Raw genomic sequence first — 23477 nt, forward strand, 5'->3', positions numbered from 1 at the left:
TGCGGTGACGGAGGGCGTCCGAACCCGAGACGACGCACCTCTGGTTGCGGGCAGCGCGCTGCCCGCCGGCTCACGCGGCGGCTGTGCAGGGCAGGTCCTGTTCGGCCCAGACGACCTTGCCGTCCGATGCCGCGCGGGAGCCCCACCTGCGGGACAGCCGAGCGACGAGGTGGAGGCCGCGGCCCTTCTCGTCGAGGGTGTGTGGATGCCGCGGGCGTGGATGGCTGGTGCTGGTGTCGGAAACCTCGCAGGTCAGGACCTGATGCCGGATGAGCCGTACGCTGATCGGCCCGTGGCCGTGGCGGATGGCGTTGGTGACCAGTTCACTGACGATCAGCTCCACGGTGGTCACGAGATGCCCCATCCCCCATACGCCGAGCTGACGGGCGGCCAGGCGCCGGGCGGTGTGCACGGCGCCCGGCTCGTTCGGCAGTTCCCAGGAGGCGAGCTGGGCCGGCTCGAGTCCGCGAGTCCGCGCGAGGAGCAAGGTGACATCGTCGGCCGGTGCCTGAGTCGGCAGGGCCTCGATCACCTGGGAGCACAGGTCTTCCAGGGATGAACCGGTCTCTGCCAGGGCGGCACCCAGGCGGCGCAGGCCGACGTCGAGGTCGTCGTCGCGGGACTCGACCAGACCGTCGGTGTAGAGGGCGAGGACACTTCCCTCGGGCAGGGTCATGTCCGTGGACTCGAAGGGGACCATCCCGAGGCCGAGGCCGAGCGGTGCTCCGGCGGGCAGGTCGGGGAAGGTGACCTGGCCATGAGGGTCGATGATCGCGGGCGGCGGGTGCCCGGCCCGTGCGATCGCGCACCGCCGGGTGACCGGGTCGTAGACGGCGTACAGGCAGGTGGCGCCCACCACCGCGGGCGCCGTGCCCTGGTCGTCGGTGTCCTTCTCGTTCTCGTCGTTCAGCCGCCGGACCGTTGCGTCGAGGTGCGCCAGCAGCTCCTGGGGAGGCAGTTCCAGGTCCGCCAGTGTGCGGACGGCGGTGCGCAACCGGCCCATGGTCGCGGCGGCGTTGATCCCGTGTCCGACCACGTCTCCGACGACGAGGGCCACCCGGGCGCCGGACAGCTTGATCACGTCGAACCAGTCGCCTCCCACGCCGTGGTCCATGTCGGCCGGGACATAGCGAGAGGCGACCTCGACGGCGGAACCGCCTCCCACATGGTGGGGGAGGAGGTCGCGTTGGAGCGTCAGGGCTGCCGTGCGTTCGCGCGCGTACTGGAGCGCGTTCTCCAGGGAGAGCGCGGCCCGGGTGACGAGTTCCTCGGCGAGCAGCAGGTCGTCCTCCTGGAACGGCGTCGGCTCCTGCGAGCGCCCGAACACCGCCAGCCCCAGCACGCTGCGGCGCGCCCGGATGGGTACGACCAGCATGGAATGGAAGCCGCTGTCGCGTACCTTCCGCGCCCGTTCCGGGTCGTGGTCGACCCAGGGGCCGGCATGGGTGTCCAGCACCGGTTCCAGGTGCGACCTGCCCGTGCGCAGGACGGCGGCGAACGACGAGGCCGGCGGGACGTGGATCACCTCTTCGCGCACCGCCGGCAACTCCAGGACACCCAGGTCGACGCAGGCCACCCCGGCACGGCGCAACACAGGGCGGCGGCCGCTCGCCGGTCCGGTCCGCGCGGCGAGGTCGAGTCCGAACGGAACCGATTCCACCAGGTCGACGACGGCGAGGTCGGCCAGCAGGGGCACGGCGAGGTCTGCCAGTTCCTGCCCGGTCTGCATGACGTCGAGGGTGCTGCCGATGCGCGTGCTGGCTTCGCTGAGGATGGCCAGCCGCTCGCGCGCCCGCCGGTTTCCGGTGACGTCCACGGTCATGGAGCACACGCCCAGTGGCGTGCCGTCCGCGTCCTGGAGGCAGAAGAACGAGGCCGAGAACGCGTGCTCACGGCGCGGGTCCGCCGGCGGCCAGGCCCGGTACTCGTGGACCATGGTGGTGCCGCTCTGCAGCACCTGCCTCATCACCACCTCGAGCGCTTCGGCCTCGAAGGCGGGCAGCCAGTCCTTCAGCCCGCGTCCGAAGCGTCGGTCTCGGGGGATGCCGTCCTGGCGCTCCTTGGCGTCGTTCACCCAGGCACAGCGCAACTGCGGGTCGTAGACGGTGATGCCGATGGGCGCGTGGGCGAGGAGCGACTCCCGCACGGGTCCGGTGGCCGTGCCCGTGGAGAGTGTGCCGATGTCGGTCACGGACACCAGCCATCGGGTGCTCGCGTCCCGTCCCCACAGCAACGACACCCGCAGAGTCATTCTCAGCGTGTGGCCGTCGCGGTGGCGGACCTGCACGGTGCCGGACCAGCCGCCCTCGGCACGGCACTGCTCGGCGACCGCTCTGGCCCTCACGGCGTCCTCGGCCGGCGGCAGCACGAGGGCGGCGGAGCGGCCCACTATCTCCTTGGCCGTGTGTCCGACCAGTTGTTGGGCGGCCTGCGTCCAGCCGACCACCGTGCCCTCCGCGTCGAGCATGGCTATCGCCGCGTCGGGTATCTCGCCGGTGTTCACCGGCTCGGCGAGTGCCGTCTCGGAGGCGTGCACAGCGGTTCTCCCTTCGGGTTCCCGGGTGTGGCTGAGGACGGCAGCTGCGTCGGATCCGCACTCAGTGAATTGGGTCAAACTTGATGAAAGCTTCACCGAAGACGCCCAAGGAGTCAATTGGACAAAAGGAACAAAAGTTGCGATGATGAACTTATCAGATATGCCGGATCGGTCATGGTGAACGCCGATGCAAGTCTCACGCAGGAACCGATACGAACGCCGTCGTGCCGAGACCCGGCAGGCTCTCGTCCGTGCCGCGCGGCAGATCCTGGCCGAGTCCGGCGACACCAACGCCAGCATCCACGCCATCGCAGAGCGTGCCGACGTGGGCTTCGGCTCCTTCTACAACCACTTCACGGGCAAGCCGGACCTGTTCGACGCGGCCGTCGCGGATGCGCTGGAGGAGTACGCCCGAGCCGTCGACGAACGCCTGCGGGGCGTCGGCGATCCCGCCGAGCGCATCGCCTGCGGCATACGGCTCAGCGCCCGCATGGCAGGGTCGTATCCGGAGATCATGCGGATCCTGTGCCACAGCGGAATCGGCCGCATCTGCGCCGGCCGCGGACCGGATCCGCGCGCGAAGCGTGACCTGGAGCAGGGCATCGCCTCGGGCCGCTTCAGCGTTGCCGACCCGGTCGTCGCCCTGACCGCGCTGAACGGCAGCCTGCTGGCGCTCCTGGAACTCTGGCTCAACCAGTCCCACGCCGACAGCGACCGAGCCGCGGGCACCATGGCCGAGATGCTCCTGCACATGCTGGGCCTCTCCCGCGACGAGGCACGCGATGTCGCCCGGCGTTCCCTTCCCGCCGAAGCGTGACGGGAGCCCCCATCAGCCCTGACGGCCGAGACCCGGTCGTACCTCGCAGCGGGCCGGCCCGGCCCCGCATGTCATGCGGGCAGGTGGACCACCTCGCGCGGCCGGCGCGGCAGATGGCCGGTGACCGGTGCGGATGCCTACGGGCAGGCACGGCCGGAGCCGGGGCGTCGCTGCCGGGCTGACGCTCGGGGGGACGTACTTCGCCGACCGCACCGCGGCCAGGTCTGCGTGGCCCCCAGCCCGGCAACCCCGCTCCTTCACGTCGCGGGAGCGCGCCACCCCTGACCACCGAAGGACGCCGCAGGCGGACTCCACCGGAGGACGAGAGCGCCTGCGGTGCGATGCCGGCGAGCCGCGACCTCACAGGCGGACCGGCAGGTGGCGCGGCCCGCGGAGCATGGCGTTCCGGCGGTAGGGGGGCGGATCCTCCACCAGGCGTGCGGTGCGCAGGCGGGGGAGCAGCGAGCCGAGGGCGGCCTGGGCCTCGATGCGGGCGAGCGGCGCGCCGTAGCAGTAGTGGATGCCGCTGCCGAAGCCCAGGTGCTCGATGTCCGGGCGGGTGGGGTCGAAGCGTTCGGGGTCGTGGAACCGCAGCGGGTCGCGGTTGCCCGACGCCACCACCATGACGACTGACGTGCCTTGGGGGATGGTGGTGCCGGCGACGTCGATGTCGGCGCGGGGGATGCGCTCGCGCATGTGCACCGGGGGCTCGTAGCGCAGCAGTTCCTCCACCGCTTGCGGCAGCAGGCCGGGTTCGCGGCACAGGTGGTCCAGCTGCTCGGGGTGGCGCAGGAAGGTGAGCACCCCGTTGGCGATCAGGTTGACCGTCGTCTCGTGGCCCGCGATGAGGAGCAGTACGGCGGTTTCCGCGAGTTCCTCCTGCGTGAGCCGCAGGGCCGGGTCCGGCTCGTTGGCGAAGGCGGAGAGCATGTCGGCGCCCGGCTTGCCACGGCGCCGCTCGGCGAGGTTCACGAGGTAGCCGCCCAGCTCCATGCGTGCCTGCTCGCCCGCCTTGTCCGTCTCGGTGGTGTCCTCGCCGGGCCGGACGTCGGCGGCCGCGACCAGCGCGTCGGACCATCCGCGGAACAGCGGCTCGTCCTCGTTCGGCACGCCGAGCAGGCGGCAGATCACGGTGACGGGCAGCGGGTAGGCGAAGTCGTCGACGACGTCGAGCTGCCCGCCCGCCCGGAAGGGCTCCAGCAGTTCCTCGGTGACCCGGGCGATCTCGCCGCGCAGGGAATCGACCCGTCCCGGACTGTGCGGCGGGCCGAACGGCCGCATGGCCAGCGTGCGCAGCCGGTGGTGTTCGGGGTCGTCCAGACGCAGGAAGGGCGGCTTGTGCGTGACCTCGCCACGGCTGCGGGGATCGACACTCATCCGAGGGTCGTGGAGCAGAGCGGCGAGCTCGTGGTAGGTGCCGACCAGACAGCTGCCGTCCGCCTGCTGTACGACGGGACCGGCCTCGCGGAGTTCCGCGTACAGCGGGTAGGGGTCGGGACGGCTGGCGTAGTCGGTGATCCGTGCCAGCAGGGTGTCGGAGGCCATCGTGGCTCCTCGTCGTGGGACGGGTGCACGGGTCAGCCGGTGGGCTGCACCAGCGTCAGCCGGCGGTCCGGCAGGTATCCGGTGAGCGCCACGGTCGGGCCGTGGGACAACCCCCGCGGATCCGGCACCTCGGACGGAATCGTGATGTCGGCCGCGATCGCACGGTCCGCCGCTCCGGGTGGCGGAGGGAACGGAGCAGCCGTCTCGATCAGGTGCGCGTAGTAGTCGAGCGACTTGGCCATGTCGACGGTGACCGCGGCGGTGACCCGTCCCTGGTAGCCGTAGACCATCGCCAGACGGCGCGCCTCCAGGGAGCCCTGGGCGATGACCACGTGGTCGGAGAAGGTGGGCACGCCCACCGACTTGATGTTGAGCCCGAACTGGGTCGACCAGAACGTCGGCAGGGCCAGGTGCGGGCGCTGCAACGGTCCCGGACTGACCATGTTGTGGGCGGCCACCCGGGCCTGCTCGACCGCGTTGCCCCAGTGCTCCAGGGAGAGCATCTGGTAGCCGAACAGCGGGTGCGGGAAGCGGGAGACGTCACCGGCCACGAAGACGTCGTCGGTGACGATGCCGTACATGTTGAAGGCGCGGCAGCCGGCGTCGCAGGCGATCCCGCGCGGGCCCGCCGCCAGCCCGGACTCCGCCAGCCACTCGACGTTGCGGACCGCCCCCAGCGCCACGACGCAGACGTCGGCCTCGACGCGGCTGCCGTCGGACAGCTCCGCGCCGGTGAAGCCGCCGTTGCCGTTCAGGGCGGTGACCGTCACCCCGGTGCGCAGGTCCACGCCGTGGTTGCGCTGCATGACGGCCGCGAGCTTGGACAGGGTGCCGCCGAGGGCCCCCACCAGAGGCGCGGGCCCGCGTTCGGCGACCGTGACCTCCAGCCCCCGCTCCCGGCATGCCGAAGCGATCTCCGAGCCGGTGAAGCCGGCGCCGATCACCAGCACCCGCTCGGGCCCGGCGTCCAGCCGCTCGGCCAGTCCCGCGGCGTCCTCACGCGTGCGCAGGGTGAACACCCCGTCCAGGGCGGCCTCATCGGGGTCGGGCCAGGGCCGCGCCCGGGTTCCGGTGGCGATCAGCACGCGGTCGTACGGCAGTGATTCGCCGTCGGCCAGCAGCACGCGTTTGGCGAGCAGGTCGACGCCGGTGGCGCGTACTCCCAGCCGCCAGTCGGCTTCCGGGTCGCGGCGCATCGGCAGTTCCGTGGTGTCCGCGGTCGCCTGGCCCAGCAGCACCTGCTTGGACAGCGGCGGCCGGTCGTAGGGCGGGTGGCGTTCGTCCCCGACCACGGTCAGTGAGCCGGTGAAGCCCTCGTCACGCAGCGCCTCCGCGGCTCTCAACCCGGCCAGCGAGGCGCCCACGACGACGATACGGCCGTCCTTGAGGTCACCGGGCACCGGCGCTCACCTCCTCACCGAGCAGGATGGCCTGCACCGGGCACGCCGCCGCGGCCTGGCGCACACGCTCGACCTGGTCCTCGGGGACGGCCGTGGCGTACAGCAGGCCTTCCTCCCCGTGCAGCTGGAAGACCTCCGGAGCGAGGAACACGCACTGGGCGTAGCCCTGGCAGCGGGTGAGATCCACAACGGTCCGCATCCCCACCACTCCCTCCGTCGCCGCACCCCCTCATCTCCAGCATGAGGTGAGAACGGGGGGCTCGCACGGCCACGGCGGGGATCGCGTCGAGCCACCGGAGGGCGACGGGTCAGCCCGGGGCGCGGTCGAGGCCGAAGGCGGCGCCGATGAGGGCGAGGTGAGTGAAGGCCTGGGGGAAGTTGCCCAGTTGCCGGCCAGGAGCCGTGAGCGTCAGTCCTTCTCGTGGGCCCGTCCGGGATGGTTCTCCACGCCGGCGATCGCCGCGTCCAGCGCCTGGTCGAACATTGTGTCGATCATGTCCTTGGAGGGTGCGGGCAGGTCCTTCCGGTCGCCGTCGTCCTGCGCGGGCCGCAGGGTGCTCCACCGCTGCAGTGCTCCGGTCAGTTCGCTGGCCAGCAGGCCTGTGAACACCGCGACCAGAGTGGCGGCGACGCGGGGGATCTCCGGGGCGGGCAGTTTCGCGGCGGTCAGGACGTCGAGCAGTCCCCGCCAGAAGGGGTCCTCCGGCTGGATGTAGTCGGCGCGCCGGAAGGAGTACTCCATCAGTTTGGGGTGACGGTGTGCCAATTCACGGAAGTCGTGGGCGAGCTGACGCATCCGCTCCTGCCACGGGAGGCCCTCCCGCTGCCCCGTGCGGAACTGCGAGCCGACGCGTTCGGCCACGCCGCCCAGCACGGCGTCCTTGTTCGGCACGTGGTGGTACAGCGACATCGGGTTCGCGTCCAGCGCCGCCGCGAGCTTGCGCATGGTGAGGGCCTCGACCCCGTCGGCGTCGATGAGTTCCAGCGCCTTGGCGTAGATACCGTCCTCGGTGAGCGGTACGTCTCTCTTCCTCGTCCCCCTGGGGGGCTTCCGCCGCTTTTCCATACACCGTATGGTATCATCGGGTGATTCCGTGCGTGGTTCCTGCGGTGCCCGGCGGCGGCCTGGTGATCGCGGCGGCGGCCTCGCCTCGTGTGCTCGGCCGGACCCCGCTCGCCTGGAGCCTGCTGGGCCCGCACGGCATCAGCCGGATGCCGGCCCGTCGGCGACGGCTCGGTCAAGGCCTGGCAGGGGGCGCCTGGTGACCTCATGTGCCTCGTCCGAGGGTACGCCCAGCATGCGCAGGACCATCTCGGCCAGGTCGGAGGCGGCCTCGTCGCCGTCGAGGTCGGGGCGGTCCAGCCGCAGCGCGACGAGGGACAGCAGGGTGCCGCCCAGGGCGGACAGGGCGGTGGCCGGGTTGCCGATGGCGAAGCGGCCCGAGTCGGCGCCGCGTTCCAGGTCGCGCAGGGCGCGGGGGGAGAGGCCGCGGTCGGAGTGGACGTGGGCAAGGCCGCGATCGCGCAGGATCCGCAGCAGTTCCGGGTGGGAGTCGGTCATCCGGGCGGTGAGCCGGAAGCCGGCCGCGACGAGTTCGGCGGGGTCCTCGATCCCCTGCACGCGCTCGTCGATGACCTGTCCGAACTCCTCCAGGGCGTCCGCCACCGCGGCGTCGAACAGCTCCGTCTTGGACTGGAAGTGGTTGTAGAAGGAGCCGAAGCCGACGTCCGCGCGCTCGGCGATCGCCTGAATGCTGGCGCTGGTGTCGCCCGTCTCCGCGAGGATCTGCCGGGCCGCGCGCACAAGCGCTTGACGGGTCTCCGCGCGGCGCCGTTCGAAGCGGTTCTTGGGCGGGGCTGACGTCGGCATGCCGCGAGTGTAACAACCACTGCGATGGCACTCCCACCTCTGATGAGATCATCAATTTATTGTTGCTTCCCTATTGACGATGGGTTACAACAAAGCTGATGATTTCCTCATTGCGGCAGTGTTGCTTGGAGGACACCATGTCCCACTCCCCTGTTGACCGGGCCGATCCCCGGACGGCCCACCAAGACCTCCACAGCGAGCAGGGCGCCCTGCGCGGAGAGCACCCCGGCCGGTCCCGGAACCCCGTGATCAAGGCGGCGGACCTGGCCTGGCTGGAGTTCGAGAAGCCGGATCTGGACCGGGCGGAGGTGTTCGCCCGGGACTTCGGCTTCGCGATCGCCGCCCGCACCGAGCGGGAACTGTGGCTGCGGGGCACCTTCGCCGGCTCACCCTGCATGGTCATCCGGCGAGGGCCCGCGTCCCGCTTCATCGGGCCGGCGTTCCGCGCCGCCGAGCGGACCGACCTCGACCGGCTGGCCCGCGCCACCGGCAGCGGCGTCCGCGACGCCGACGTACCCGGTGGCGGACGGTCGGTCGCCCTGCTCGACCCTTCGGGCTTCGTGGTCCGGGTCGTGCACTGCGCCGAGCAGTTGCCCGCGCTGCCCGAACAGCGGCCGCTCGTGCTCAACTTCGGCACGGACCACCGTCGTACGAACGCCACGCAGCGTCCGCCGCGTGAGCCCTCGCGCATCCAGCGGCTGGGGCATGTGGTGCTGGAGACCCGCGTGTTCGCCCGGGCGCTGGACTGGTACCTGGACACGCTCGGGATGATCGTGTCCGACTTCCTGTTCCTCGACGGGCAGCGCGGGCGTGGTCCGACCATGGCCTTCATCCGCTGCGACCAGGGCAGCCTGGCCGTCGACCACCACACCCTCGCCCTGCACCTGGGACCCGGCACCGGATACGTCCACTCCGCGTACCAGGTCACCGACCTCGACGCGATCGCCGCGGGCGGGGAGTACCTGGCCGAGCGAGGCTACCGGCGCAGCTGGGGCATCGGCCGGCACATCCAGGGCAGCCAGCTCTTCGACTACTGGCGCGACCCCGACCACTTCATGCTGGAGCACTTCGCCGACGGCGACCTGTTCTCCTGCGACGTCGAGCCCGGCTGGGCGCCGATGTCGGCCAGCGGCCTGGCCCAGTGGGGCCCGCCGGTCACCCGCGACTTCCTCGGCACCAACCCGTCCCCGGCCAAGCTCCGCGAGGTCATGACCGCCCTGCGCGGCGACAACGAACTCGACCCCGCCCGCCTGCTGGGCCTGATGAAAGCGATGAGCTCATGAGCACCAACGTCCTGCGCACCGCCGACGGCTGGTGGGCCGTCCGGGACGAGCGCGCCGTCCGCGTCGACACCAAGGCGGTCACCACCGCCGAGCTGCTCGCCGAACGGGACGCGGTCCACGCGGCCGCCGCCTCCACCGAGAGCGGCACACCGGTCGCCGACCTGGCGGCCCTGCCTCCGGTCACCACCCCCTGCCGGGTGGTCGCCCAGATGGTCAACTACCGCAGCCACGCCCGCGACTCGGGCTTCACCGGCGAGATCCCGCCCACCTTCTTCCGCAAGGCGTCCGGCTCGGTCAGCGGACCGCACGAGGAGATCGTCCGCCCCGCGCATGTGAAGTTCCTCGACTACGAGATCGAACTCGGCCTCGTCATGGGCGCCACCCTGCCCGTGGGCACCGTCGTCGCGGAGCAGGATCTGCCGTCGTACGTCGCCGGGCTCGTGATCACCAATGACGTCAGCGCCCGCGACGTCCAGCTGACCAAGACCCAGTTCTACGAGAGCAAGTCCTACCCGACCTTCACGCCCACGGGGCCCTACCTGGCCCTGCTGGAGCCCGGGGACTTCGCCCATCTGCTCGACCTGCGGCTGCGGCTGTCGGTCAACGGCGAGCCGCGCCAGGACCGCACGCTGGCCGACATGATCGTCCGGCCGGCACAGGCGCTGACCCTGCTCGCGCGCTTCCAGACCCTGGACCCGGGCGATCTGCTGCTGACCGGCACGCCCGGCGGCACCGCCCTGAAGGCGCCGCCCAAACCGGTCGAGAAGATCGGTGCGCTGCTGCCGCCGGCACTGAAGTGGAAGGCCTTCTTCAACGGGCAGGCCAAGAACCCGCATTACCTGCGCAGGGGCGATGTCGTCACCGCCACGATCGCCACCCCGGACGGCCGGATCGACCTGGGCGAGCAGCGGACCCCCGTGACGGACGCCCCATGAGCACGGCACCGTCCCGGATGCCGGTGGTGATCATCGGTGCGGGCCCCGTGGGGGTCACCGCAGCCCTCCTGCTCGCCCGGCGCGGCGTACGCAGCCTCGTCCTGGAACGCCACCGGGACGTCTACCCGCTGCCGCGCGCCGTCGTCGTCGACGACGAGGTCCGCCGGATCCTGCAGAGTGTCGGCGTCCACGAGGAGTTCGCCGCCCTCGCCCGCCCGGCGCCCGGGCTACGGCTGCTCGATGCCCGGCACCACCTGATCGCCGAGTTCCCGCGCTCCCCGCACGGACACCACGGCTTCCCGCAGCTCACCATGTTCGACCAGCCCGAGCTGGAGCGCCTGCTGCGCGACGCCCTGGCGCGCCGCCCGGAGTGCGAGCTGTGGGGCGGGGTGGAGGTCGTGTCCGTCGACCCCTCCCAGGACGGGCCGGGTGCGGTCCGGATCGCCTTCCGTCGCGACGGCAGCGACGAGGAGGAGCACCTGTGGGCCGACGCCGTGCTGGGCTGCGACGGCGCGGGCAGCCTCACCCGCGAGGCCATCGGCGCGGCGTGGGAGGACCTCCACTTCGAGGAGAGCTGGCGCGTCATCGACGTGCGCACCAGCCGCCGGGTGCGCACCTGGGACGGAGCGGAGCAGATCTGCTGCCCCACCCGGCCGGCCACCTTCATGCGCGTCACCGAGGATCGCTACCGCTGGGAGTTCCGGCTCCCCGAGAGCGAGTCCCTGGACGGCCCGGACGGGCTCGAGCGCCTGCGGGAGCTCGTCGCTCCGTGGGTGGACCTGCCGTCCGACGCCTCGTGGGGCGACGACTTCGAGGTGATCCGGCAGGCGCAGTACACCTTCCGGGCCCGCGTGGCCGACCGGTGGCGCCGGGGCCGCGTCTTCCTGCTGGGCGACGCGGCACACCTCACCCCGCCCTTCATCGGGCAGGGTCTGTGCGCGGGGCTGCGCGACGCACACAACCTCACCTGGAAGCTGGCCCGGGTCCTCGGGCGGGGCGGCGCGGACGACGGGCTGCTGGACACCTACGAGCGCGAACGCAAGCCGCACGCGCGCCACATGATCCGCCTCGCGGTCGCCGTCGGCTGGGCCATGACCGGCGGACAGGACCGCGCCGCCGCGGTCCGCCGGGCGGTGGTGGGCGCGGCCTGCCGTGTTCCCGGTCTGACCTCCGCGATCAGCCGCGACCTCAGCCCCGCTCTGACCGCCGGCCCGCTCGTACGGCGCGGCCTGCGGCCGACCGGCCGCGCGCTGGCCGGCACCCTCTGCCCGCAGCCCTGGGTGCGGCACGAGGAAGGGCGGGTGCGCCTCGACGACGTGCTGGGGGACTCCTTCGCCGTTGTGACCGTCGTACCGCCCACCGCGCGGATGACGGCCGTGGCCACTGCACTCGGCGCGACGACGGTCCGCGCGGACGATCTGCGCGACGGCGGCACCCTGGCCGCCTGGCTGGCCAAGGGCCGGGCGGACGCCGTCCTGCTGCGTCCCGACCGCGTGGTGCTGGACACCGTCCCGGCCGGCACCGGCGACTTCACGGACACCGCCACATGGGCACCGCTGCTGCACACCGCCCGGCGTCCAGCCGAGGACCGGACCGTCCCCCTGCTGAGGAGCACCCCGTCATGACCACCCCGCACTCCACGCCGTGTCCGGAACCCTTCCTCACCCCCGACCCGCAGGCGGCCGCCCGCAGCCGCATCGCGGACTTCGCCCGGTGGGTGGCCCGGCATCAGGGTGCCGAAGGGATCGAGGACCCCACCGACTACCAGGCCCTGCACCGCTGGTCGGTGACCGACCTGGAGGGGTTCTGGGCCGCGGTGTGGGAGTACTTCGACATCGACGCGACGACGCCGCACGAGCGGGTGCTGGCCGAGGAGACCATGCCGGGCGCCCGCTGGTTTCCCGGCGCCACCCTGAACTACGCCCAGCACGCGCTGCGCAACCTGCAAGCGGACGCTCCCGCGATCACCGCGCTGGACGAGACCGGCTCCGGCCACGAGATCACGGGCCGGGAACTGCGCGCCCGGGTCGCCTCCGTCGCAGCGACCTTGCGCGACCTGGGCGTCGGACAGGGCGACCGGGTGGTCGGCTACCTGCCCAACACCCCCCACGCCGTCATCGCCTTCCTCGCCACCGCCAGCCTGGGCGCGGTGTGGTCGGTGTGCGGCCAGGACTACGCCCCCAAGGCCGCCGCCGACCGCTTCGCCCAGCTCCGGCCCACCGTCCTCGTCGCCGCGGACGGCTACCTCTTCAACGGCACCGCGCACGACCGCCGGGACGCCTCGCTCGAACTGGCCGGCGCCCTGCCCTCGCTGAAGGCGACGGTTCTCGTGGACCACGTGGGCCTCGCCTGGCCCGAGGACCGGCACGCGAGGCTGACGATTCCCTGGGGGGAAGCGGTCACCCGCACCGAGTACCTCACCTTCGCCCCGGTGCCGTTCGACCACCCCCTGTGGGTCGTCTTCTCCTCCGGCACCACCGGCCTGCCCAAGGGCATCGTCCACGGCCACGGCGGCGTCCTGCTCGAACATCTCAAGATCCTCGGCCTGCACTGCGACCTGGGCGTCGGCGACCGCCTGCTGTGGTACACCACCACCCACTGGATGATGTGGAACCTGGTCGTCTCCACCCTGCTGACCGGCGCCACCACCTGCACCTACGACGGCAGCCCGGCACCCCAGGCCCGCCCGGACGTCCTGTGGGAGCTGGCGGCCCGCCACAAGGTCACCGTCTTCGGCACCAGCCCCCAGTACCTGCTGGCCATGGCCAAGCTCGGCGTCGAACCCACCGCGCACGACCTGTCGGCCATCCGCGTCGTCGGCTCCACCGGATCCACCCTGCCCGCCTCCGCCTACCCCTGGGTACGCGACCACGTCGGCGCGGGCATCCAGCTGGCCTCCACCAGCGGCGGCACGGACGTCGTCTCCGGCTTTGCCGGCAGCGCCCCCACCACGCCCGTCTGGGCGGGCGAGCTGTCCGCCCCCTACCTGGGCGTGGCGCTCGCCGCCTACGACGCCCAGGGCGCCCCGGTCCGCGACCGCGTCGGCGAACTGGTCGTCACCCGGCCCATGCCGTCCATGCCGGTGTCCTTCTGGAACGACCCCGACGGCAGCCGCTACCGCGACGCCTACTTCTCGGCCTACCCCGGCGTGTGGCGGCACGGTGACTGGATCACCCACACCTCCCACGGCTCCGTGATCGTCCACGGCCGCTCCGACGCCACCCTCAACCGCAACGGCGTGCGCCTGGGCAGCGCCGACATCCACGAGATCGTCGAGAACCTCCCCGAGATCACCGAGGCCCTCGTCATCGGCGCGGAGGAACCCGACGGCGGCTACTGGATGCCCCTGTTCGTCGTCCCCGCGCCCGGCGTCACCCTGGACGACGCCCTGCGCGAGAAGATCCGCGACGCGATCCGCACCGGCGCCTCACCGCGCCACGTACCCGACGAGATCGTCGCCGTGCCGGCCATTCCGCACACCAGGACCGGCAAGAAACTCGAGGTCCCCGTCAAACGGCTCCTCCAAGGCGCCCCCGCCGAGCAGGTCCTCAACCCCGCAGCGGTCGACGACCCCGACCTGATCGCCTACTTCGCCAGGCTGGGCACTGAGCGGAGTGAACGGGCGGCACACCGCACATGACCGCCGTCCGGGGGGGCGATTCGTCAACTTCTGTCCCACCAAGTGGTGCCGGCGCGGAGAACCCGCTCAGCCGGCACTGCATTCGCACACTGACGTAAGAGAGAAACCGTGAGCATGACCGACCGCGAACCGCAGCCCCTCGACGTCCTCGACGACGCCGGCCGCAAGCTGCTGTTCACCGAGGCCCGCACCGCCAACGCCTTCGCCGAGGTGCCCGTCACCGACGACGAACTCACCTCGATATGGGAACTCGCCCGCTGGTCGCCGAGCTCCGCCAACGGTCAGCCGCTCCGTGCGCTCTTCGTGCGGACCCGCGAGGGCAAGGAGCGACTGGTCCAGCACCTCGACGAGGGCAACAGGGCCAAGACGCTTCAGGCGCCGGCCGTGGCGGTCCTGGCGTACGACGTCGACTTCCACGAGCAGATGCCGACCGTCTTCCCGGCGCGCGGCGCCATGCTGCGCGCGGCGTTCGCGGACCAGGCCGGCAAGCGGGAGGTCCTCGCGGCCTACAACTCCGCGCTGCAGACCGGGGTCTTCCTGCTCGCGGTGCGCGCGGCGGGGCTGGCGGCGGGCCCCATGGCGGGCTTCGACAGGGCGGGCGTGGACGAGGAGTTCTTCGCCGGTACGAGCTGGCGTTCGCATCTGGTGGTCAACATCGGTCACCCCGGTGCCGACCCGTGGTTCCCGCGGCTGCCCCGCGTGCCCGTCGAGGACGCCGTCGCCTGGGCCTGACGGCACTCACCGCCGCCGCCCGGTCGCGCGGCAGCGGCTGTCCCAGCCGCGGCACCAGGGCTCCCGCTCTGCCGGGCGAGCGCCTCCATCCTCCACATCACCGAGAAGCTCTCATGTACCTCTACGCCATTGTGATCTGTCTCATCGTTTTGATCTTCGCCCTGCTGGGTGTGTCCAAGCTCCTGGCCCTGGGGCCCATGCCTGAGCTGGCCGCACATGCCGGCTTCAGCACAGGGGCCTACCGCGTCATCGGTGCGCTGGAGCTGGCGGGCGCCATCGGCGTGGCGCTCGGCCCGGTCGTACCGCTGGGCGGAGTCCTGGCCGGCGCAGGGCTGTTGCTGCTGCTTGCCGGTGCGGCGGCGACTCACGTGCGCAAGCGCGACGCACCGGCCAAGCTCGTGCCCGCGGTGGTGTGCGGGGCGCTCGTGACCTGGTACCTCGTGCTGCTTACCGGGGGCGCGGGGTAGTCCTTTCCAGGCGTTGCCGGAGTGCGCTCTCCGCTGAACAGCCCGTTCGACCCGCCGGTTCGGCGCGGGGAGAACGGGCTTTTCGGCGTCCAGGCGTCCGTACCGGCTCCTGAGGCGGCCGTTCCTACTTCGATCTTCCATACGTTGTATGGTATTACTTGCAGAGGCTTCCGTACGCCGTACGGAACCCGGGGGCGTGACGGCTGGGCCCCTCCCGGCGCCGGTGACGTAGTGCAAGAGCCGACCGGCGTTCATGAGGGAGAGCCCCCCTCATGCCGTCGAAGACCGCCCCGCGCATCGCATGAGTGATCCGAGCACCGTCGCATGGACGGTCGCTCTGAGCCGAAGGAGAAATCGTGAGCAACCTCGCGAACCGCATATGTGTCGCTGTCGCCTCCCTGGCGGTGGCAGGCGGAGCCGTTCTCGGTACCGGGGGTACCGCGTCGGCCGCCACGTCCACCTCCGCGCACGCCGAGCGCCCGGTCGCCGGCCGCGAGGCCGGCGACCACCGCTGGGACGAGGACCACCACGACCGCTGGGGGCGTGACGACGGCGACCGCCGGGACCGACGGGACGGCGATGACCGGGACCGTGACTGCGACGGGTGGGGCCGCTACGTCGACGTCCGGTGGGATCGTGACGGTGGCCGGTGGGACCGTGACGAGGACCGGTCGGACCGTGACTGCGACGGCCGGGACCGTGACGGCGACCGGTGGGACCGCCGGGACGACGACCGCTGGGACCGTGACGGTGACCGGTGGGACCGCCGCCACGACGACGGCCGGGACCGTGACGGCGACCGGTGGGACCGCCGCCACGACGACGGCCGGGATCGTGACCGGGACCGCTCGGACCGTGACGGCCACGACAGTCACGACCGGTACCACTTGGGGCGCTGACAGCCGAAGCGTCTCTGTCCGGCGCATGGTGCCGGTCGCGTCCCTGTGACGTCCCGGCCGTCAGTGGTGGGTTCGCCCGCCCCTGACGGCCGGGTACCCGTCGGGACGGCACGCGATGAGCCTGCGAGCGTTCTCGTGCCGGCCCTGCGATCCCGTAGTACCCGCTTCTCTGCCGGCGTCTGCGATGACGGCGGTAGCCCTTGGCCCTCCGTATCAGTCGACGGGGCACCAGGAGAGTGAGAACCATGAACTCGTCGAGAACCTTGTTCCGCGAGTTGTCCGTGCAGCTTGTCGCCTCCCCGGAGGTGTCCTTCTCCGTGAGCATGAGTCTGCGGTACGAGCCCGGTGATCCCTATGCCGTCCGTGCCGCGTTCACCGTTGTGGGCAGCGACGAGACGGTGGAATGGATCATTGGACGAGATCTTCTGACCGATGGCCTGGAAGGCCCCGCCGGTGAGGGGGACGTACGCGTATGGCCCGCCGGCGAGCACGACCGCCGCGAGGTGTGCATCCTGTTCAGCCCGCCGAGCGGTACGGCTCTGCTCAAGGCCCCGGCTCGGGAAATCAGAATGTTTCTGCGGGAAACGGAGTCGGTGGTGCCCAGAGGGGGCGAGTCCCGGTATGTCGACTGGCACGCCTTGCTGGCCCACTTCCTTGCCGAGGGATGACGGACGGGCGGCAGGTGCGGCAGGTGTTCATGGCGTGCCCACCTTGAGGCTGGCAGACTGAATTTGTGCTTCCGCTGATGGCAGCCGCTGAGCAGGTTGCGTCCGATTCGCTTACTGCCGCCGGCGTGGTGTCGGTCTGCGCACTGCTCTTCACCGTTGCCTCGTTCTGGTGGCTCAACGCCAGACAGGGGTGTCTCAAGTCGTGGGAGCCCCATTCCTTCGCGGCGATCGTTCACGGCTCCGTGGTTCGCCTGCGGCTTCCACTCGTCCTTCACAACACGGGTGCCAGGCCCATAGTCGTCCAGGACCTGAGGCTGGCCTTCCCTGATGAGCCCGCTTCGCATCTGCCGCTTCTGTGGATCGCCTCGCCGTCCCGTCTCCAACCCGGGCCGGACGAGGAAGCGAGGGTGCCGGCCGGATTCGTCGTGTCCGGCAGAGAAGCGCAACAACTCATCATCGAGTTCGAGGCACCGTTCACCGGAGTCGTTCTGGAGGCGCGTGACTACAAAGTCGAAGTCCAGGTGAGGGTCGGCCACCGCAAGGGGTGGCGCCGACTGCTGACATTCACCTTGAGGGCCAACAACATCACGCAACCCGATCGGTACACCGTCTACGTCAACGCAGTTCTGGAACTGACGAAGGAAGACAAGCGAAAGGCGGACGCCGCGATCCGGGAGCTCCTGGAGGACCATGCAAGGAACGCCCGCACCAAGGGCGAGACCAGGCCGCGAGGCTCTTCGCAGGACGAGGGCGACGCCGGTACGAACCCGTAGTCTCCGTTTCGAGGACCACGTCGCGGCAGCGGTGCCGGCCGCCGACGGCACCCCTCCCCCTGTGCTGACACCGATCACGCGGCCTTCGCCCGCCAGCACGGGCAGGGCGCTGACCTTCCACTGCTGCATGAGCCCGACGATGTCCTTGAACGGCGCGTCACGGCCGACGGCCACGACGGTGTGCGTCATGACGTCGCTCACGACGTGCGCACGGCCGTGCATGGTCTCCTCCTCGTGCGGTCCGGTGTGGCGGACGGCGAGGCAGGCCCGCACGCCGCGGCGGTGCGCTCATATCAGGCTCCCGCTGCCGTAAGGGGCGTACAGGTCCAGCAGCCGGCTCCGCGACGTGTGCAGCCGGTCGGCGACCACGTGGCCGACCCAGTGGGCGATCGCGCGGCCGAATTCCGGGTCCTCGGCGCACAGGGCGCGCACGGCGTCCGCGTCGAACTCCCAGGCGCGTACCGGGCTCATGGCCTCGGCACCCAGGTGCCAGAGGTACGGAGGGAAGTGCCAGGACCAGCCGACCAGTTGGCCGGGCCCCAGGGACTCGATGACGGCGGCGCGGCGGCCGGGGACTTTCAGGTCCAGCGTGACCGTGCCGGTCCGGATGATCCAGAACCGGTCGGCGCGCCGGCCCTCCTCGAACAGACGGACACCCGCGTCGAAGGACACCTCGCGGGCGATCCGCATCAGTCGTTCGCGGTGCTCGGCCGGAAGGCCCCTGGCCGAGGTGGTGGTGGAGGTCATCGCTCCGGTCCTTTCTTCCGGCCCGCGTGACCGGCTCAGGGGCTGAACGGTCATCGGCCCTCCGGGAGCCGTGGGGCCCGCTGATCCCAGGCTCTTCCCGCGCGGGCGGGCCCACCACGGGCCGCACGGACCTGATCGAGGGTCGTCCGGCCCCATTCGAGCGCAGGAGACGGCATCGGGCGGCGGCCGGACACGGGCGACGGGAAGGACATCCACTTCTCGCGGATCCTGATTGCGCGGTGCGCGGTGAGAGCCGCTTCCCCGCGTCTTCCTCGGGTCCTTCCCGTCACCAGCAGCACACCACGCGGACCGCGCGGGCGCCAGGGCCGTTCGGTCCCGACCGAGGTCCCGGCACGGCATCGGACACCACAGGCCCGTCGAGCCCGGGGAAGGACGTCCCGGACAGGGGCCGAACCGCCCTACCTGCCGGGACCGGGTGATGCGAGGGTGAAAGCGGGACTCGCACAACTGCCCGGTGAAAGGCGGTGGGGACGATGGAGCTGCCCCTGGTCGTGGGCGTCGACGGATCGAACGGCAGCATCGATGCGGTCGACTGGGCGGTGGACGAGGCCGCCCGGCACGGTCTGCCGCTGCGGCTTGTCCACGCCTCGCTGTGGGAACGCTACGAGGGCGTCGTTCCGGCGACCAGTCTCGAACGCCCCGCGGAGCAGGTGCTCGCGGAGCACATCGTCGCCTCTGCCACCGAGCGTGCCCATCTGCGCAACCCCGACGTGAAGATCACCACCGACGTGATCCCGGCGGACGCGGCGTCCGCCCTCCTGGAGGAGGGCAACCACGCCGCCGCCGTAGTGACCGGCTCGCGTGGCCGCGGGGAGCTGAAAGGGCTGCTTCTCGGTTCGGTCGGCCTGGCCGTCGCGGCCGGTGCGAACTGCCCGGTGATCGTGGTCCGCGGCGACCGGGCCGGCCTGGCCGGCAGCCACGGGCGGATACTGCTCGGCGCCGGTGAGGCCGGGGAATGCGGCGAGGCCGCGCGGTTCGCCTTCCGGGAGGCCGACGCTCGCGGATGCCTCCTGGACGTCGTCTGCGCCTGGCGTTGCCCTGCGTACGAGACCGCCGACCACGCGGCCCTCGCCCGCGAGCAGGCGCACCAGCACGAGGAACAGGCCGCTGCCGTGCTCGACGCGCTGCTGGCCGACGCGACGGGCGACCACCCCGCCGTCCGCGTGAACCGTACGACGGTCGAGGGCCCGGCACGCAAGGTGCTGGTGCACCGCTCGGCCGCCGCCGACCTCGTCGTCGTGGGCGCACGGCGCAGGTCCGGCCACTTCGGTCTGCAACTGGGCCGCGTGAACCACACCTTGCTGCACCACGCGGCGTGCCCGGTGGTGGTCGTACCGCAACCGGTGTGACCCACCGATCGGCAGCACCCGTCGATCGGTGGTCTCACAGGCTCGCCGCGTGGTCGGGGACGTATCGCTGCAGATCGTGCGGCGCGGGCTCGTGCCCGGTCGGCGCGGCTACTTCTTCTCCCGCCCCGGCAGGAACTCCTGCATCTTCGCCTTGAAGCCCTGCCGCACCATCGAGCCACGGTCGGCGTCGCCCTTCAGGATCGACGCGGCCGTCGCCTCCATCTGCTCCCACGTCGCGTGCGGCGGGATCGGCGGCACCGCGGGGTCGGTGACGAACTCGACGACCGCCGGGCCGTCCGCCTCCAGCCCGGCCCGCCAGCCCGCCTCGACGTCCTCCGGCTTCTCCACCCTGACCCCGGTCAGGCCGAGCGAGCGGGCGAACGCCGCGTACTGCACGTCCGGCAGCTCCTGCGAGGGCAGGAACGACGGTGCGCCCCCCATCGCCCGCAACTCCCAGGTGACCTGGTTGAGGTCGTGGTTGTTCCACACCCCGACCACGAGCCGCGGGTCCTGCCAGCGGTCCTGGTACTTCGCCGCCGTGATCAGCTCCGCCATCCCGTTCATCTGCATCGCCCCGTCGCCGACCAGCGCGATCGCGGGCCGGTCCGGGTGGGCGAACTTGGCGCCGATCGCGTACGGCACCCCGCAGCCCATCGTCGCCAGCGTCCCGGAGAGCGAGGAGCGCATGCCGGCGCGCATCGTCAGATGGCGGGCGTACCAGTTGGCCGCCGAGCCCGAGTCGGAGGTGACGATCGCGTTCTCGGGCAGCAGCGGGTCCAGCGCCCGCGCCACGTGCTCCGGGTTGATCGGGTCGGCGGACAGCGCGGCCCGGCGCTCCATCACGTCCCGCCAGCGGTGCACGTTGTCGCACACCGTGTCGAACCACTCGCGCCCGCGGTCACCGTCCAGCAGCGGGATCAGCCGCCGCAGGGTCTCCTTGGCGTCCCCGACGAGATTCACCTCGTACGGGTAACGCATCCCCACCATGTGCGGGTCGATGTCGATCTGCACCCCGCGCGCCTTGCCGAACTCCGGCAGGAACTGCGAGTACGGGAACGAGGAGCCGATGGTCAGCAACGTGTCGCAGTCGCGCATCAGCTCGTACGACGGACGCGTGCCGAGCAGGCCGATCGAGCCGGTGACGTAAGGGAGTTCGTCGCTCAGCGCGTCCTTGCCGAGCAGCGCCTTGGCGACCCCCGCGCCGAGCAGCTCCGCGATCCGCTCCACCTCCGCGCGCGCCCCCGACGCGCCCTGGCCGACCAGGATCGCCACCTTGTCACCGGTGTTGAGCACCTCCGCCGCCCGGCGCAGCGACTCCTCCGAGGGAACGGCCGTCCAGGCGCTGCGGTCCAGGCTGGAGGGCACCATCTTGAACTCGTGTGTCGGGGGCGAGTAGTCGAGTTCCTGCACGTCCCCGGGGATGATGACCGCGGTCGGGGAGCGGCGCGCGTAGGCGGTGCGGATCGCCCGGTCCAGCACGTTCGGCAGCTGCTCGGGAACCGTCACCGTCTCCAGGAAGTCCGAGGCGACGTCCTTGAACAGCGAGTGCAGGTCCACCTCCTGCTGGTACGAGCCGCCCATCGCGCTGCGGTGGGTCTGGCCGACGATCGCCAGCACCGGCACATGGTCGAGCTTGGCGTCGTACAGCCCGTTGAGCAGGTGGATCGCACCCGGTCCGGAAGTCGCGGCGCACACCCCGAGCCGCCCGCTGAACTTGGCGTAGCCGACCGCCTGGAACGCCGACATCTCCTCGTGCCGGGACTGGACGAAACGGGGCTGGTCGCCGGCGCGTCCCCAGGCGGCGAGGAGCCCGTTGATGCCGTCGCCGGGGTAGCCGAAGACGTTCTCCACACCCCACTCGCGCAACCGTTGCAGGACGTGGTCGGAGACCTTGGTGCTCATGGGGTGACCTCTCGGACGTGACGACATGGCAGCACCGTCACGAGTCACCCTCCGCGCACCCGGAAAACCCCGTCGGGGGAGTTTGCGCCCAGGTGCGGGGGGCAGGCGCGACACAGTGCTTCGGACAGGAGGCACGTCCGTGGGAACGGCCCTAGCGGCCCCCGCGTACGGCCGGTCCGGTCGCCCGCGCGCTCCCACGGTGACCGTCCAATCCAGAGCACTTTCAAGGGAGTTGCGACGCATCATGCGAACCCCAGTGAGCGCCAGGCATCCGCACGACGACGCCCCCGACACCGCCGGCGCCTTCCGCAGGCTCGCCGCACTGCCCGCCGGACCCGAGCGCGACGCGCTCCGTGACGAGCTGGTCGAGGCCTGGCTGCCCATGGCCGAACGGCTGGCGGGGCGCTTCCGCAGCCGTGGCGAGAACTACGAGGACCTGCGCCAGGTCGCCGCCCTGGGGCTGGTCAAGGCCGTCGACCGGTACGACCCCGCGCGTGGCCACGCGTTCGAGAGCTACGCCGTGCCGACGATCACCGGTGAGATCAAGCGGCACTTCCGGGACCACATGTGGACGCTGCACGTGCCCCGGCGGGTGCAGGATCTGCGCAACCGGGTCCGCATCGCCATGCAGGAGCTGTCGGCGCAGACGCAGGGCGCTTCGGGCCGTCAGCCGGGCGTGGCCGAGATCGCCCGGCACACCGGCATGAGCGAGGAGGACGTGCGGGCCGGCCTCGAGGCACTGGAGAGCTTCAGCGCGCTGTCGCTCGACGCCGAGCTGCAAGGCGGCGAGGACGGGTACTCGCTCGGCGACGCGCTCGGAGCGGCCGATCCCGCGCTGGAGACGGTGGTGGACCGGGAGGCGGTGAAGCCCCGGCTGGCCGCGCTGCCGGAGCGGGAGCGGGAGATCCTGTACATGCGGTTCTTCCGCGACATGACACAGAGCCGGATCGCCGAGCATCTCGGAATCTCGCAGATGCACGTGTCCCGGCTGATCAGCCGCTCGTGCGACCGGGTGCGGCAGGAAGTGATGCGCGGCAGCGCCTAGCGGCCCGCGTCTCGTCCCGTGGGAGAGGCGTTGTCACCTGGTTGGGTGCCTGGTTCCCGCGAATGGGGTCCGGGCGCGGGCAGGAGTGAGGGCCGCGGGCTGTGATGGCTGTGGGGGTGCGGATTCGTACCTCCCCGTCGGTCTAAGGAGCCCGTCCCATGCGCCGCAGCGCCCGTGTCCTGTCCGTTGCCGTCATAGCCGGGGGCGCTTGGGGTGGAGCCGTTCCCCTGGTGTCGGCGGACCCGGCCGCCGAGGTGTCGCCCGCCTCCGCCCAGCCGGGCGGGAGCGTCACCGTCGCCGTGACGTGCGACCCCCTCAGCGGGGCGGCGGCGCCCGAAGTGATCGAGGCGACCTCCGAGGCGTTCGCCGAGAGCACGGTCCAGCTGCAACTGGTGCCCGGCGACGGCGCCGCCGCGACCGGTCTCGTGTACGAGGGGAGCGCTCTCATGCTGCCTGCGAGCGTGTTCGAAGCCGATCCGGCCGCCGCGGCCGCCGACTCCGTGTGGACCGTGGACGGCACCTGCCCGGCGGCGGCCGGCGCGCAGGGCAAGGCGTGGACCGCGTCGTTCACCGTGCCGCGCAAGGGGAACGACGCCCGGCCCGCCTGCTCCGACGGCCAGGAGTGGTGCCAGGGTGCCACGGTGGAACACGGCGTGCGGGCGGGCGGGGGCGGCGCCTTCAACGACTCCGTGCCCGCGCTGGTCGCCGGTGGACTGCTGATCGCGGGGGCCGCCGGCGCCGCCGGGCACCGGCTGTGGCGCAGGGACACGCCGGGGGACGCCTGAGGCGGCGTCGTGCTGGGTACGCAGAGCGAGAGCACGACCGGAACCGTAGGAACGACGCATCGT

Annotated in this window: 21 protein-coding genes and 1 pseudogene; 13 read left to right on the top strand and 9 right to left on the bottom strand. The window is 71.6% G+C overall.

The window, feature by feature from the left end; genetic code table 11:
* Positions 1-70: 70 nt before the first annotated feature.
* On the bottom strand, positions 71-2536 hold the full coding sequence (locus ACIHCM_RS25430) for a SpoIIE family protein phosphatase (protein ID WP_399899998.1): 2466 nt from the start codon (positions 2534-2536) through the stop codon (positions 71-73).
* Positions 2537-2723: 187 nt separating this feature from the next.
* On the opposite strand from ACIHCM_RS25430, the gene ACIHCM_RS25435 reads away from it, so the two are divergent.
* Positions 2724-3353 carry a TetR/AcrR family transcriptional regulator gene (locus tag ACIHCM_RS25435; RefSeq protein WP_399900002.1) on the top strand — a complete coding sequence of 210 codons (630 nt, stop codon included), beginning with the start codon at positions 2724-2726 and terminating at the stop codon, positions 3351-3353.
* A 360-nt stretch (positions 3354-3713) separates the two neighbouring features.
* Here ACIHCM_RS25435 and ACIHCM_RS25440 read toward each other — a convergent pair whose 3' ends face one another.
* From ACIHCM_RS25440 to ACIHCM_RS25460, 5 genes are all read right to left on the bottom strand, one after another.
* Positions 3714-4898, bottom strand: a complete 1185-nt coding sequence (locus tag ACIHCM_RS25440; protein WP_399900005.1) for a cytochrome P450 — start codon at positions 4896-4898, stop codon at positions 3714-3716.
* 32 nt (positions 4899-4930) lie between these two features.
* Positions 4931-6298, bottom strand: a complete 1368-nt coding sequence (locus ACIHCM_RS25445) for an NAD(P)/FAD-dependent oxidoreductase (RefSeq protein WP_399900008.1) — start codon at positions 6296-6298, stop codon at positions 4931-4933.
* Positions 6288-6497 carry a ferredoxin gene (locus ACIHCM_RS25450; protein WP_399900011.1) on the bottom strand — a complete coding sequence of 70 codons (210 nt, stop codon included), beginning with the start codon at positions 6495-6497 and terminating at the stop codon, positions 6288-6290. Before ACIHCM_RS25450 ends, ACIHCM_RS25445 begins: the two co-directional genes overlap by 11 nt.
* A 210-nt stretch (positions 6498-6707) precedes the next feature.
* Positions 6708-7364 (bottom strand): TetR/AcrR family transcriptional regulator, encoded by a 657-nt coding sequence (locus ACIHCM_RS25455; RefSeq protein WP_399900014.1) that lies wholly within the window; start codon positions 7362-7364, stop codon positions 6708-6710.
* A 138-nt stretch (positions 7365-7502) separates the two neighbouring features.
* Positions 7503-8168, bottom strand: coding sequence for a TetR/AcrR family transcriptional regulator (locus ACIHCM_RS25460; RefSeq protein WP_399900017.1), 666 nt, complete (start codon positions 8166-8168; stop codon positions 7503-7505).
* A 137-nt stretch (positions 8169-8305) separates the two neighbouring features.
* Here ACIHCM_RS25460 and ACIHCM_RS25465 point away from each other — a divergent pair, with 137 nt between their 5' ends.
* The 9 genes from ACIHCM_RS25465 (at position 8306) to ACIHCM_RS25505 (ending at position 17565) form a co-directional block, all read left to right on the top strand.
* On the top strand, positions 8306-9451 hold the full coding sequence (locus ACIHCM_RS25465; RefSeq protein ID WP_399900020.1) for a VOC family protein: 1146 nt from the start codon (positions 8306-8308) through the stop codon (positions 9449-9451).
* The gene (locus tag ACIHCM_RS25470) at positions 9448-10386 is read left to right on the top strand and encodes a fumarylacetoacetate hydrolase family protein (protein WP_399900023.1); all 939 of its coding nucleotides are present in this window, start codon (positions 9448-9450) and stop codon (positions 10384-10386) included. The genes ACIHCM_RS25465 and ACIHCM_RS25470 overlap by 4 nt, the downstream gene beginning before the upstream one ends.
* Positions 10383-12011, top strand: coding sequence for a bifunctional 3-(3-hydroxy-phenyl)propionate/3-hydroxycinnamic acid hydroxylase (locus tag ACIHCM_RS25475; RefSeq protein ID WP_399900026.1), 1629 nt, complete (start codon positions 10383-10385; stop codon positions 12009-12011). Before ACIHCM_RS25470 ends, ACIHCM_RS25475 begins: the two co-directional genes overlap by 4 nt.
* Entirely contained in the window at positions 12008-14026 is a 2019-nt protein-coding gene (locus tag ACIHCM_RS25480) for an acetoacetate--CoA ligase (RefSeq protein WP_399900029.1), read from the top strand. Before ACIHCM_RS25475 ends, ACIHCM_RS25480 begins: the two co-directional genes overlap by 4 nt.
* A 114-nt stretch (positions 14027-14140) precedes the next feature.
* Complete coding sequence (locus ACIHCM_RS25485) at positions 14141-14758, top strand: malonic semialdehyde reductase (protein WP_399900336.1); 618 nt, start codon at positions 14141-14143, stop codon at positions 14756-14758.
* A gap of 113 nt (positions 14759-14871) precedes the next feature.
* A complete protein-coding gene (locus ACIHCM_RS25490) occupies positions 14872-15225 on the top strand; it encodes a DoxX family protein (protein WP_399900031.1) in 354 nt (117 codons plus the stop codon).
* A 356-nt stretch (positions 15226-15581) separates the two neighbouring features.
* Positions 15582-16124 carry a hypothetical protein gene (locus ACIHCM_RS25495; RefSeq protein WP_399900034.1) on the top strand — a complete coding sequence of 181 codons (543 nt, stop codon included), beginning with the start codon at positions 15582-15584 and terminating at the stop codon, positions 16122-16124.
* Positions 16125-16369: 245 nt separating this feature from the next.
* Positions 16370-16792: an SsgA family sporulation/cell division regulator gene (locus ACIHCM_RS25500; protein ID WP_399900037.1), complete on the top strand. Its 423-nt coding sequence runs from the start codon at positions 16370-16372 to the stop codon at positions 16790-16792.
* 77 nt (positions 16793-16869) lie between these two features.
* Positions 16870-17565: a hypothetical protein gene (locus ACIHCM_RS25505; RefSeq protein ID WP_399900040.1), complete on the top strand. Its 696-nt coding sequence runs from the start codon at positions 16870-16872 to the stop codon at positions 17563-17565.
* A 66-nt stretch (positions 17566-17631) separates the two neighbouring features.
* Here ACIHCM_RS25505 and ACIHCM_RS25510 read toward each other — a convergent pair.
* Positions 17632-17787: pseudogene (locus ACIHCM_RS25510) on the bottom strand (CBS domain-containing protein); the annotation flags it as partial.
* Positions 17788-17853: 66 nt separating this feature from the next.
* Positions 17854-18312, bottom strand: coding sequence for a Crp/Fnr family transcriptional regulator (locus ACIHCM_RS25515; protein WP_399900043.1), 459 nt, complete (start codon positions 18310-18312; stop codon positions 17854-17856).
* A 494-nt stretch (positions 18313-18806) separates the two neighbouring features.
* On the opposite strand from ACIHCM_RS25515, the gene ACIHCM_RS25520 reads away from it, so the two are divergent.
* Positions 18807-19682 (top strand): universal stress protein, encoded by an 876-nt coding sequence (locus tag ACIHCM_RS25520; RefSeq protein ID WP_399900046.1) that lies wholly within the window; start codon positions 18807-18809, stop codon positions 19680-19682.
* A gap of 108 nt (positions 19683-19790) precedes the next feature.
* On the opposite strand, the gene ACIHCM_RS25525 is transcribed toward ACIHCM_RS25520, so the two are convergent.
* On the bottom strand, positions 19791-21584 hold the full coding sequence (locus ACIHCM_RS25525; protein WP_399900048.1) for a thiamine pyrophosphate-requiring protein: 1794 nt from the start codon (positions 21582-21584) through the stop codon (positions 19791-19793).
* A gap of 244 nt (positions 21585-21828) precedes the next feature.
* On the opposite strand from ACIHCM_RS25525, the gene ACIHCM_RS25530 reads away from it, so the two are divergent.
* Positions 21829-22629 carry an RNA polymerase sigma factor SigF gene (locus ACIHCM_RS25530; RefSeq protein ID WP_399900051.1) on the top strand — a complete coding sequence of 267 codons (801 nt, stop codon included), beginning with the start codon at positions 21829-21831 and terminating at the stop codon, positions 22627-22629.
* Between the two features lie 158 nt (positions 22630-22787).
* Positions 22788-23414 carry a hypothetical protein gene (locus ACIHCM_RS25535; protein ID WP_399900054.1) on the top strand — a complete coding sequence of 209 codons (627 nt, stop codon included), beginning with the start codon at positions 22788-22790 and terminating at the stop codon, positions 23412-23414.
* Positions 23415-23477 lie beyond the last annotated feature (63 nt).

It is taken from the genome of Streptomyces sp. NPDC052023, assembly GCF_044548465.1.
GTDB lineage: Bacteria > Actinomycetota > Actinomycetes > Streptomycetales > Streptomycetaceae > Streptomyces.